Annotated in this window: 9 protein-coding genes; 1 reads left to right on the forward strand and 8 read right to left on the reverse strand. The window is 62.5% G+C overall.

What is annotated here, in order from left to right:
* Nucleotides 1–108 precede the first annotated feature (108 nt).
* Nucleotides 109–1,758, forward strand: coding sequence for a lysine--tRNA ligase (locus tag ACLKMW_RS05235; protein ID WP_415723338.1), 1,650 nt, complete (start codon nucleotides 109–111; stop codon nucleotides 1,756–1,758).
* On the opposite strand, the gene ACLKMW_RS05240 is transcribed toward ACLKMW_RS05235, so the two are convergent.
* The 8 genes from ACLKMW_RS05240 to ACLKMW_RS05275 form a co-directional block, all read right to left on the reverse strand.
* Nucleotides 1,724–2,488, reverse strand: coding sequence for a thermonuclease family protein (locus ACLKMW_RS05240; protein ID WP_415723339.1), 765 nt, complete (start codon nucleotides 2,486–2,488; stop codon nucleotides 1,724–1,726). The two genes, ACLKMW_RS05235 and ACLKMW_RS05240, sit on opposite strands and share 35 nt — an antisense overlap.
* Nucleotides 2,489–2,497: 9 nt before the next feature.
* A complete protein-coding gene (locus ACLKMW_RS05245; RefSeq protein WP_415723340.1) occupies nucleotides 2,498–3,148 on the reverse strand; it encodes a S24 family peptidase in 651 nt (216 codons plus the stop codon).
* A gap of 97 nt (nucleotides 3,149–3,245) precedes the next feature.
* A complete protein-coding gene (locus ACLKMW_RS05250) occupies nucleotides 3,246–3,791 on the reverse strand; it encodes a thioesterase family protein (RefSeq protein WP_415723341.1) in 546 nt (181 codons plus the stop codon).
* Nucleotides 3,792–4,014: 223 nt separating this feature from the next.
* Entirely contained in the window at nucleotides 4,015–6,237 is a 2,223-nt protein-coding gene (locus ACLKMW_RS05255; protein ID WP_415723342.1) for an FAD-dependent oxidoreductase, read from the reverse strand.
* Nucleotides 6,238–6,401: 164 nt separating this feature from the next.
* Nucleotides 6,402–7,610, reverse strand: a complete 1,209-nt coding sequence (locus ACLKMW_RS05260; RefSeq protein WP_415723343.1) for an acetyl-CoA C-acetyltransferase — start codon at nucleotides 7,608–7,610, stop codon at nucleotides 6,402–6,404.
* Nucleotides 7,611–7,857: 247 nt separating this feature from the next.
* Nucleotides 7,858–9,027 carry an acyl-CoA dehydrogenase family protein gene (locus ACLKMW_RS05265; RefSeq protein WP_415723344.1) on the reverse strand — a complete coding sequence of 390 codons (1,170 nt, stop codon included), beginning with the start codon at nucleotides 9,025–9,027 and terminating at the stop codon, nucleotides 7,858–7,860.
* A gap of 50 nt (nucleotides 9,028–9,077) precedes the next feature.
* The gene (locus ACLKMW_RS05270) at nucleotides 9,078–10,874 is read right to left on the reverse strand and encodes an acyl-CoA dehydrogenase C-terminal domain-containing protein (RefSeq protein ID WP_415723345.1); all 1,797 of its coding nucleotides are present in this window, start codon (nucleotides 10,872–10,874) and stop codon (nucleotides 9,078–9,080) included.
* Nucleotides 10,875–11,118: 244 nt separating this feature from the next.
* Nucleotides 11,119–11,586, reverse strand: a complete 468-nt coding sequence (locus tag ACLKMW_RS05275) for a MerR family transcriptional regulator (protein ID WP_415723346.1) — start codon at nucleotides 11,584–11,586, stop codon at nucleotides 11,119–11,121.
* Nucleotides 11,587–11,611 lie beyond the last annotated feature (25 nt).

Here is an 11,611-nt window from a genome sequence, read left to right on the forward strand (position 1 = left end):
GGCGCCCTTGCGCCGCAAGGAAAAACCCCTGCAATCGTTGACGCCCATCATCACGCGCCTTAGAGCATCCATCGCCGGCTTTTGCCGGCGATGATGCAGGACAGCGACATGACGGGCTCACATATCAGCGATCTCAACCCCGAGGTTCTCGCCGCGGCGGCCGAAAGCAAGGCTTGGCCGTTCGAGGAAGCGCGCAAGATCGTGGCGCGCTACAAAGGCAGTGGGTTTCCCGATACCGTCCTGTTCGAAACCGGCTACGGACCCTCGGGCCTGCCGCATATCGGCACATTCGGCGAGGTGGCGCGCACCTCGATGGTGCGGCACGCCTTCCGGGTCATCACCCAAGACAAGGTCAAGACCCGGCTGCTGTGCTTCTCCGACGACCTGGACGGAATGCGCAAGATTCCCGACAATGTACCGGATCGCTCGTTCCTTGAGCCGCATCTGCACAAGCCGCTGTCAGCCGTGCCCAACCCGTTCGGCGGCGACTATGCAAGCTTCGCCGATCACAACAATGCGATGCTGTGCCGCTTCCTCGACACGTTCGGCTTCGACTACGAATTCGCCAGCGCTACCGCCTATTACAAGTCGGGGCGTTTCGACGAAGTGCTGCTGCGCGCCGCCGAACGCTATGACGACATTATGAAGGTGATGCTGCCGACGCTTGGCGAAGAGCGTCAGGCAACCTACAGCCCCTTCCTGCCGATCTCGCCGAAGAGCGGGCGCGTTCTTTACGTGCCGATGAAACATGTCGACGCGAAGAACGGCACCATCACTTTTGACGATGAGGATGGCAAGGAAACCACCCTGCCCGTGACCGGCGGCCTTGTGAAGCTGCAATGGAAGCCGGACTTCGGCATGCGCTGGGCGGCCCTTGGTGTGGATTTCGAAATGTTCGGCAAGGATCACCAGACCAATGCGGTGATCTATGACCGCATCTGCGAGATCCTCGGTGGCCGTGCGCCGGAACATTTCGTCTACGAGCTGTTTCTCGACGAAAATGGCCAGAAAATCTCCAAGTCGAAGGGCAATGGGCTGACGATCGATGAATGGCTGACCTATGCGCCGACCGAAAGCCTCGGCCTCTATATGTTCCAGAAGCCGCGGGCGGCCAAGAAGCTCTATTTCGACGTGATCCCCAAGGCGGTTGACGAATACTATACCTACCTCTCGGCCTTTCCGAAGCAGGACTGGAAGAACCGCCTCGGCAATCCGGTGTGGCACATGCACTATGGCAATCCGCCGTCGATCGACCTGCCGGTGCCGTTCTCGCTGCTGCTCAATCTTGTCAGCGCCTCCAACGCGCAGAACAAGGATGTGCTATGGGGCTTCATTTCGCGCCATGTCGAAGGCGTGACGCCGCAGACACACCCCGAACTCGACCGACTGGCGGAATATGCGATCCGCTATTTCGACGATTTCGTGAAGCCGCAGAAATCCTATCGCGCGCCCGACGAGATCGAGCGAGCAGCACTTCGGGCTCTGTCGGAGAGCCTCGGTGCCTTGCCGGCGGATGCCAGTGGCGAAGCGATCCAGAACGCGGCGCTGAACGTCGCGCGCAAGATCGAGCGCTATCAGGACCATGCGAAACAGAGCCCGGAAGGGGGCCCCGGCGTTTCAGTCGCCTTCTTCCAGATGATCTACCAGGTGCTGATCGGACAGGAGCGCGGGCCGCGCTTCGGCTCCTTCGCCGCCCTTTACGGAATTGCGGAAACCCGCGCGCTTATTGAAAAGGCCCTGACGGGTCAGTTGGCGTAATCGCAAGATCTTCGGACGCCGGCAGCGCGGGAAGGCTGACTGCGGCCGGCGGCGGGCCGAACATGCCCTTGCCCGCCGAGCGCGCATTCTCGCTGGCATCGGCGTAGGGACCGGCGGTAGCGCGGGCCCAGCCGTTTTCGACCAGCCATGCGCCGACATCCTGCTTGCCCAGCCGGCAAGTGGTGGGGGTGACGGCACCGTCCGGCTTGGGCGGCACGTCGCAGGTCACCGCGCGGCCGCGCAGAAAAGCCCGGAAGGCCGATCTTGCCCTTGCTCCGCAGGGCCAGGTCTTGCCTTCGAAATCGCAGGTCTCGTCGGCATCGAGCGCTTCGATGTCTGCAAGCGTGATGGAGTAACCCATCGCCTCGATCCTGCCTGCGGCGCTGGCCACCGGACGATAGAGAATGGTTCCGCCATCCGCCTTCTTCTTCGGCGAAGCGGCAAGGCCAAGATCGCCAAGCGGCTCGCGCGGCGCGGTGCGTTCGAGTTCCGCGGACTTCTCCAACGGCTCAGGCTTTTCGGGCGCGGTGACGCGCGATTGCAGAGAGGGACGCGGCGGATCGGCTTCTGTAGCTGCTGGGGTTGCCGGTTCGTCGGCGCCGCCGGTCGTCGGCGCAGACAGCGCCTCGTCGTTAGACGGCTGGCCGGTCAAAGTTTGACCGCCGGCCAGAATGGCGAAGCTGAAACCGAGCAGCGTCAGGGCGCAGGCGGCTATGACACCGGAGCGCATCGCCCGCGCCTACTGGCTCGCCCAGACGATGCGCGCCATCCAATCGACATCGCTCATGGCGACATCCCGGGTCGGATGTTCGGGATTGATCGACTGGAGTTCGATTGCCTTGGCGGTTCGGCGGGCCAGCACCTTGGCCATGACCTCGCCGCCATGCGTCTTGACGACGACGCGATCGCCCTTGTTGATCCTCGCACCCGGCTCGACGATCAGCACGTCGCCATGGCGGTAGAGCGGCAGCATGGAATCGCCCTGGACCTGAAGCGCATAGGAATTTTCAGTCGATTGCGCCGGGAGTTCGACCAGGTCCCAACCCTGGCCGGCGGGAAAGCCTGCATCGTCGAAGAAGCCGCCGGCGCCGGCCTGCGCGAAACCGAGCAGCGGCACGGTGGATTTCTGCACCGGCAGCGGCCGGTCCGCCGCGTTCGGGCGGCCCTCGAGCAGACCCAGGAATTCATCCAGGGTCGAATTGGTCGCCTCGATGATCTTGGCAAGCGATTCCGTGGACGGCCAGCGCGGCCTGCCGTCGGCCGAGGCCCGCTTGGACTTGTTGAAGGCGGTGGAATCAAGCCCTGCCCGCTTCGCCAGACCCGAGGCCGAAAGCGAATGGCGTTCGGCCAATGCGTCGATGGCAGCCCAGACCCGGTCGTGCGAAAGCATCGTCGTGATCTCGCGTCAGAAAAAACAGGAAAAAATACCTTTGCCGTTGTTGTAGCGTGCCGGCCGCGGATTGTCCAGAAAATCGGCCGAGCCGATCTCAGCCGCCGCGCCTTGCCACTGCCCGCAGGCTGGCATGGGAATCCATGAAAATGCGTTCGGCCTCGGTCGGCGAGCGCGGCGTCACATCGTATCCGAGCACGGCGAATATTTCGTGGATCGGCACGAAACGCCGGTTCGGAAGATCGTAGATGCCGGCTGTGGTCATCACCAAGGCGGCTGTTTCGCCGTTGTCGAGAACGAAGCGATGTCGGCCGATGACCTGCGCGCCATGCCAGGTGTCAATCGAAGAAACGACCTCGAAGCGCCGCCACAGCCGGATTTCGCGCACGAAGACGGACTGCATGCCGCCCATCATCGGCGCCCAGCGGTTCTGACGGGCAAGCTTCAGCAGGCCGCTGCGCAGGAAAATGTCGATGCGGCCGACATCGGCCAGCATCATGTAGCGGGCATTGTTGAGATGGACATTGGTGTCGATGTCGGTGGGCAGGCAGCGGAAGCCGAGCCGGCCCTCCTCGCCCATCACATAGGGACCACGGCTGCGGGCGGTGAGAACGGCACGAAGGAGGCGGGCCCAGACATACATTTTTCAATTCACCCGTCTGCCTATTGCACCCTCACCCGGCTTGCTGCGCAAGCCACCCTCTCCCCACTGGGGAGAGGAGGGAGCTGAAATTGCCGCCGCTCTCTTCTCCCCTCCGGGGAGAAGGCGGGCCAAGGGCCAGGGGAGCGCGGGCATCTCAAGGTTCGTGCTGCCCCCTCACCTGCCTGCCGGCATCCTCTCTCCGTAAACGGGGAAAGCTTGCCCGTTAAGCCGCCTTCTTCGCCTCTTCCTTCGTATAAGGATCGAAACGCTGGTAGAAGGTTTCGCCCTTCTCCGCCATGTCGAGCAGAAGCTTCGGGGCCTTGAACTCGGCGCCGTATTTCTTGCGCAGGCCCTTGGCGATCCTGACGAATTTTTCCGCGCCGATGCCGTCGATATAGGACAGCGCGCCGCCCGTATAGGGCGCAAAGCCGAAGGCGAGGATCGAGCCGACATCGGCCTCGCGGGGATCGGTGACGATACCCTCCTCCATGACGCGGGCAGCCTCCAGCGCGATGACCACCAGGAAACGCTGCTTCAACTCCTCATAGTCGATCTTGTCGGGGTTGCGCTGCCGGTACAGGTCCTTCAGGCCGGGCCACAGATGCTTCTTCGCCGGCTTTTCCGGATAGTCGTAAAAGCCCTTGCCGTTCTTGCGGCCGAAGCGGCCATGGGTGTCGACCATGGTGTCGATGAGCTTCATCTGCTCGGGATCGACGGCATTTTCGCCGAGATCGCGGATGGTCTGTTTCATGATCTGCTGGGCAAGATCGATCGCGGTCTCGTCAGTCAGCGCCAGTGGCCCGACCGGCATGCCGGCAGCGCGCGCGGCATTCTCGATCATCGGCGCCGGCACGCCCTCGATCAGCATCTTGAAGGCTTCCGACATGTAGCGCAGCACGCAGCGGTTCACATAGAAGCCGCGCGTGTCGTTGACGACGATCGGCGTCTTCTTGATGGCGCGGACATAGTCCATGGCCACCGCCAGCGCCTTGTCGCCGGTCTTCTTGCCGAGGATGATCTCGACCAGCATCATCTTGTCGACCGGCGAGAAGAAATGGATGCCGACGAAATTTTTCGGGCGGGCCGAGTTCTTCGCCAGCGACGTGATCGGAATGGTCGAAGTGTTGGAGGCGAACACTGAAGCAGGCTTGAGCACCGCCTCAGCCTTTTCGGTGGTTGCCTTCTTGACCTCGGAATCCTCGAACACCGCCTCGATGACCAGGTCGCTGCCGGCAAGATCGGCGTAGTCGGCGCTCGGCGTGATCAGCGACAGGAGCCTGTCCTTGTCCTCGGCCTTGGCGCGGCCCTTCCTGATCTGTTCGGAGACCAGCTTTTCGGAATGCGCCTTGCCCTTTTCGGCCGATTCCATGTCGCGATCGATGAGGACCACCGGAATGCCTGCCCTGGCGGTGACATAGGCAATGCCGGCGCCCATGAAGCCGGCACCGATGATGCCGATCTTCTTGAACCTGGTCGCGGCCACGCCAGCGGGCCGGCGTGCGCCTTTGTTGAGCTCCTGCAAGGAGACGAACAGCGAGCGGATCATCATCGCCGCCTCGGTCGTCTGCATGATCTCGGTGAAATAGCGCTGCTCGATCTTCAGACCGATGTCGAACGGCACCAGCAGGCCCTCATAGACGCATTTCAGGATGGCGCTTGCGGCAGGATAGTTGCCGTAAGTCTCGCGGCGAAGAATGGCGATTGCCGGCGGCCAGAGATTGGCACCTGCGGCCGAATAAACCGGGCCGCCCGGTAGCTTGAAGCCCTTTTCGTCCCAGGGCTGGACGGGCTTGAGGCCGTTCCGGATCATCGCCTTGGCGGCATCGACCAGTTGCTTGGGTTCGGCGATCTCGTGGATCAGGCCCATCGACTTGGCGCGCTGCGGCGAAAGGTTCTGGCCGGAGGTGAGCATCTGCAGCGCCGATTGCGGGTCGGCCAGACGCGGCACGCGCTGGGTGCCGCCCGCACCCGGGAAGATGCCCACCTTCACTTCCGGAAGCGCCATTTTCACCACGTCGGAATCGGCAGCCACGCGGCCATGACAGGCAAGCGACAGTTCGAAAGCGCCGCCCATGCAGGTTCCGTTGATGGCGGAAACCCAGGGCTTGCCGCAGGTCTCCAGCTTGCGGAACAAAGCGCTCATGCGCCCGGCATTGTCGAACAGCAGCTTGACCGCCTTGTCATGGTTCTTCTGCTCCTCTTCATGGAACAGCGTCAGCATCCGCTTGAGCATGGTGAGGTCGGCACCGCCGGAGAAGGTTTCCTTGCCGGAGGTGATAACCGCTCCCTTGACGGCGACGTCGGAGGCGACCTGGTCGACGATCCTGTCGAGCTCGTCCATCACCTCTTCGGTGAAGACGTTCATCGAGCGATCCTTCATGTCCCAGGTGACCAGCGCGATGCCGTCGGCGTCGATTTCGAGAGTGAAGTTGTTGTAATCAGCCATTGGAGAGATTCCTCCTGATAATTCGTAGAACTTCCCCCTCACCCGGCTCGCTTCGCTCGCCACCCTTTTCCCGGCGGGGAGAGGAGGTCGCAAACGTCGCCGCCGCGCTCTTCTCCCCCACAGGAAGAAGGTGGCCCGAAGGGCCGGATGAGGGGGCTTTCAAATCAAACCCGTTCGATAATCGTGGCGGTGCCCATGCCGGCGCCGATGCACAGCGTGACCAGCGCGGTGTTGAGGTCGCGCCGCTCCAGTTCGTCCAGGACGGTGCCGAAGATCATCGCGCCGGTGGCGCCGAGCGGATGGCCCATGGCGATCGCGCCGCCATTGACGTTGATCTTGTCGTGCGAAATGTCGAACGCCTGAATGTAGCGCAGCACCACCGAGGCAAAGGCCTCGTTGAGTTCGAACAGGTCGATGTCCGACAGTTTCATCTTGGCGCGCTTCAATAGTTTTTCGGTGACATCGACCGGACCGGTGAGCATCAGCACCGGCTCCGAGCCGATATTGGCGAAGGCGCGGATGCGCGCGCGCGGCTTCAACCCCATCGACTTGCCGGCCTTCTTCGAGCCGAGCAGGACGGCGGCGGCCCCATCGACGATGCCGGAGGAGTTGCCGGCATGATGGACGTGATTGACCGCCTCGACCTCGGGATGCTTCTGCACGGCAACCGCATCGAAGCCGCCCATTTCCCCCGGCATGACGAAGGACGGGTTGAGCGAGGCCAGCGACTGCATATCCGTGGTCGGGCGCATGTGCTCGTCGCGGTCGAGGATGGTCAGGCCGTTCTGGTCCTTCACCGGAATGACCGACTTCTTGAACCAGCCCTTTTCCCACGAATGGGCAGCGCGCTTCTGGCTCTCCACCGCATAGGCGTCGACATCGTCGCGCGAGAAACCGTATTTTGTGGCGATCAGGTCGGCCGAAATGCCCTGCGGCACAAACCAGCCGGGCAGGCCGACTGAAGGATCCATGAACCAGGCGCCGCCCGACATGCCCATGCCGACGCGCGACATGCTCTCGACGCCGCCGGCAATGACGATCTCGTCTGCGCCTTGCGCGATCTTGGCGGCACCGAGATTGATGGCATCGAGACCGGAAGCGCAGAAGCGCGAAATCTGCATGCCGGGCGCCGAAGTCGCGTAGCCGGCCTCGAAGGCCGCGGCGCGCGGAATGACGGAGCCCGCCTCGCCCACCGGATCGACACAGCCGAAAATAATGTCATCGACGGTCGAGGTATCGAGCCCGTTGCGATCGCGCACGGCTTCCAGCGTGCGGGCGGCCAGCCTGACGGCCGGAACCTCATGCAGCGCGCCATCCTTCTTGCCGCGCCCGCGCGGCGTTCGCACGGCGTCATAGACATAAGCTTCGGCCATTCTTTTCTCCCTATCGTTTCCGGACGAGCGACGTCGCCCCGATGATCGAATTCGCCCCCTCACCGGCCCTTCGGGCCACCTCTCCCCGGTGGGGAGAGGAACCCAGCGGAAGGCGCCAGCGCTGCGGCAGCATTTCCTCTCCCCGGTGCGGAGAGGAGGTCACCTTCTTCGCTGCCTGCCTCTCCCCAGCTGGGAGAAGGTGCCTGAGCGAAGCGAGGGCGGATGAGGGGGCGTTCATTGGTAAAACCTACAAACTCCTGGCGATCAGCAGCTTCATGATTTCGTTAGTGCCGCCATAGATGCGCTGCACGCGGGCATCGCGATACATGCGGGCGATCGGGTATTCATTCATGTAGCCATAGCCGCCATGCAGTTGAAGGCATTCGTCGACCACCTTGCCCTGAAGGTCGGACAGCCAATATTTGGCCATCGAGGCCGTCACCGGATCGAGCCCGCCTGAAATGTGACGCTCGACGCAATTGTTGTAGAACACACGGCCGATGGTTGCCTCGGTCTTGAGCTCGGCAAGCCTGAACTGGGTGTTCTGGAAATCGATGATGGCTTTGCCGAACGCCTTGCGTTCCTTGACGTAATCGATGGTCAGCGCCAGTGCGCGCTCGATCATGGCGATCGCCGTCGCGCCGATCTGCAGGCGTTCCTGCGGCAATTGCTGCATGAGCTGGATGAAGCCCCGGCCCTCCTCGGCGCCGAGCAGGTTGGCCGTCGGCACGCGCACATCGTTGAAGAAGAGTTCCGACGTATCGTTGGATTTCAGGCCGATCTTGTCGAGGTTGCGGCCGCGCTCGAAGCCCTCAGCCTCGTCGGTTTCAACCACGATCAGCGAGGTGCCCTTGGCGCCTTGCGACGGATCGGTCTTGGTGACGACGATGATCAGATTGGCGAGCTGGCCGTTGGTGATGAAGGTCTTGGAGCCGTTGAGGAGATAGTGGTTGCCGTCCTTTTTCGCGGCGGTCTTGACGCCCTGAAGATCCGAACCGGCGCCGGGCTCGGTCATGGCGATCGCGCCGATCAGTTCGCCGGTTGCCATGCGCGGCAGCCATTTCTTCTTCTGCTCCTCGGAGCCGTAGTGAAGTATGTAGGGGGCAACGATGGAATTGTGGAGGGAGATGCCGAAGCCATCGACGCCGACGTGGCTGATGGCTTCCATGATGGTGCTCTCATGCGCGAAGGTGCCGCCCGAACCGCCATACTCCTCGGGCATCGACGCACAGAGCAGACCCGCTTCGCCCGCCTTGGTCCAGCTCTCGCGGTCGAAGCTCTCGGCCTTCTCGAACTCGTCGTAGCGCGGCGCGATCTCGGCTTCGAGGAACTTCGTCGCCATGTCGTAGAGCATGGCAACATCTTCCGACATCCAGGCAGGTTTCGGCAGGCCGAGGACTTCGGTGGCGTTGGTCATTGCGCAGTTCCTCCTAATGTCGGCCCACCCCTCAAGTCCGACATCCGATCTTAAAATGCCTCCGCCGGCAGCGCCATCATGGTGTCCGCACCGGAGGAAATCCGGGCCAGGTGCGCCGCAGTTTCCGGCATGACACGTTCCATGAAATAGCGGCCGGTGACGAGCTTGTTCTCGTAGAAGGATGCGGTGTCGCCGGCTCCTTCGGCAAGCTTTCCCTGCGCCACCTTGACCATGCGGCCCCACATATAGCCCAGCGCAACAAGCCCGAAGAGATGCATATAGTCGGTGGAGGCGGCCCCGGCATTGTCCGGCTTCTGAATCGCGTTCTGCATCAGCCACATAGTGGCTGCCTGAAGGTCGTTCAGTCCCTTCTTCAACGCCTTGGTGTAGGGCGCCATGTTCTCATCGGCGCGATTTTCCTCGCAGAACTCGCCGACCTCCTTGAAGAAGGCCTGCACAGCGCTGCCGCCATTCTGCGCCAGCTTACGGCCGACAAGATCAAGCGCCTGGATGCCGTTTGCTCCCTCATAGATCATGGCGATGCGCGCATCGCGCACGAATTGGCTCATCCCGTGCTCTTCAATATAGCCGTGGCCGCCGAACACCTGCTGCGCCATGACCGCATGGTCGAAGCCCTTGTCGGTGAGCACGCCCTTGACGATGGGCGTCAGCAGCGAAAGCTGATCGTCGGCTGCCTGCCGTTCGGCCTCGTCCTCGGAGCGGTGGGCGATGTCCGAATTCAGCGCCGTCCACAGCATCAGGGCGCGGCCGGCCTCGTTGAACGCCTTCATCGTCATCAGCGCGCGGCGAATGTCGGGATGGACAATGATCGGGTCGGCCTTTCTATCCGGCGCCTTGGCACCGGACAGCGAACGACCCTGCAGCCGCTCCTTCGCATAGGCGGCCGCGTTCTGATAGGCGATTTCGGAGACGGCGAGGCCCTGGAGGGCAACACCGAGACGTGCCTCGTTCATCATGGTGAACATCGCTTTCAACCCGCCATTTTCGGGCCCAAGCAGATAGGCGGTCGCCTCGTCGTAATTCATGACGCAGGTGGCGTTGCCATGGATGCCCATCTTGTCCTCGATGGAGCCGCAGGAGACGGAGTTGCGCCGGCCCGGATTGCCGGCTTCATCGAGAAGGAACTTCGGAGCGATGAACAGCGAGATGCCCTTCACGCCCTCCGGCGCCCCTTCGATGCGGGCAAGCACCAGATGGACGATATTGTCGGCCATGTCGTGCTCGCCGGCGGAAATGAAGATCTTCTGGCCGGAAATCCGATAGCTTCCGTCGCCATTCGGCACCGCCCTGGTGCGCAACAGGCCAAGGTCGGTGCCGCAATGGGGCTCGGTGAGGTTCATCGTGCCGGTCCATGAGCCGTCGACCATGCGGGGCAGGTATTTCTGCTTCTGCTCGTCCGAACCGTGGGCGAGGATGGCGGCGATGGCGCCCTGCGTCAGGCCCGGATACATCATCAGCGCCATATTGGCCGACGACATATATTCGCCAACAGCCGAATGCACCGCATAAGGCAGCCCCTGCCCGCCATGTTCGGCCGGAACCGCAAGGCCCACCCAGCCGCCCTCGCAATACTGGCCGTAGGCTTCCTTGAAACCCTTGGGCGTCGTGACCGAGCTGTCATCATGGCGCACGCAGCCCTCGAGATCGCCCGTGCGATTGGTCGGCTGAAGCACGTTCTCGGCGAGCTTGGCGCCTTCAGCCAAAATCGCCTCGAGCACGTCAGGCGTGGCGTCGGAAAAGCCGGCAAGATTGCTGTAGCGCTCGTAGCCGAGCACATCCTTCAGCACGAAAAGCGTATCTGCAACCGGCGCCCTGTATGACGGCATATTCGTCCTCCGCGATCGTGATGATGGCACCGGCGCTCATGATGCAGGCGCCAGGTCCTAGCCTTCGTGAGGGCATAGCAATAATTGACGTTTGCGTAAACGTCAATTCGGGAAGATTGGTTCCGGCGAAGGCGTCTTGGCGAGAAGATGCTTGGCGAGGGCCGAATGTGCATCTCGCCCGCTCAGCGAAATACACGAGTCTGGCATTCTGGTGCTAAAAGTTCGGACAGGCCAAGCGGCAAGGTCAGCCGTTGGCCGCGACCGGCGCTGGACGTTCGGCAAGTCTGGCGCGCACATCCGCCATGGAATCGGTCAACTCGCGGATGGCTTCCTCGATGTCCTGGCGCTGCTTGTTGAGGCGGGCCAACTGCTTCTCGGACTTTTCGAGCGTGACGCGAAGCTGCTTGGCATTGGAGCCTTTGGGATCGTAGAGATCGAGCATCTGCTTGACGTCACGCAGCGAAAAACCGACCTTGCGGCCAAGCAGGATGAGCTTGAGGCGCGCCTCGTCGCGATGCGTGTAAAGGCGCGTATTGCCGTCCCGCAGCGGGTGGAGCAGCCCCTTGTCTTCATAGAAGCGCAGCGTGCGCAGCGTGACCCCATACTGGCTGGCGATTTCGCCGATCCGCCGCAGCCCGCTTTCGTCAGCTCTCGTTTCGACAGCCGGCCCACCGGCGGCAGCAGCGCCGGCGCCTACAAGTTTCATAGTCATTTGCATCCCCATAAGGCCCGCAAAA

The organism is Borborobacter xinjiangensis (assembly GCF_047739745.1).
GTDB lineage: Bacteria > Pseudomonadota > Alphaproteobacteria > Rhizobiales > Rhizobiaceae > Pseudaminobacter.

What these genes read in the sequence shown, in the direction of transcription:
- ACLKMW_RS05235 (WP_415723338.1), top strand. Translation starts at nt 109, where the DNA reads ATGACGGGCTCACATATCAGCGATCTCAACCCCGAGGTTCTCGCCGCG.
- ACLKMW_RS05260 (WP_415723343.1), bottom strand. Translation starts at nt 7,610, where the DNA reads ATGGCCGAAGCTTATGTCTATGACGCCGTGCGAACGCCGCGCGGGCGC.
- ACLKMW_RS05245 (WP_415723340.1), bottom strand. Translation starts at nt 3,148, where the DNA reads ATGCTTTCGCACGACCGGGTCTGGGCTGCCATCGACGCATTGGCCGAA.
- ACLKMW_RS05270 (WP_415723345.1), bottom strand. Translation starts at nt 10,874, where the DNA reads ATGCCGTCATACAGGGCGCCGGTTGCAGATACGCTTTTCGTGCTGAAG.
- ACLKMW_RS05265 (WP_415723344.1), bottom strand. Translation starts at nt 9,027, where the DNA reads ATGACCAACGCCACCGAAGTCCTCGGCCTGCCGAAACCTGCCTGGATG.
- ACLKMW_RS05255 (WP_415723342.1), bottom strand. Translation starts at nt 6,237, where the DNA reads ATGGCTGATTACAACAACTTCACTCTCGAAATCGACGCCGACGGCATC.
- ACLKMW_RS05240 (WP_415723339.1), bottom strand. Translation starts at nt 2,488, where the DNA reads ATGCGCTCCGGTGTCATAGCCGCCTGCGCCCTGACGCTGCTCGGTTTC.
- ACLKMW_RS05275 (WP_415723346.1), bottom strand. Translation starts at nt 11,586, where the DNA reads ATGACTATGAAACTTGTAGGCGCCGGCGCTGCTGCCGCCGGTGGGCCG.
- ACLKMW_RS05250 (WP_415723341.1), bottom strand. Translation starts at nt 3,791, where the DNA reads ATGTATGTCTGGGCCCGCCTCCTTCGTGCCGTTCTCACCGCCCGCAGC.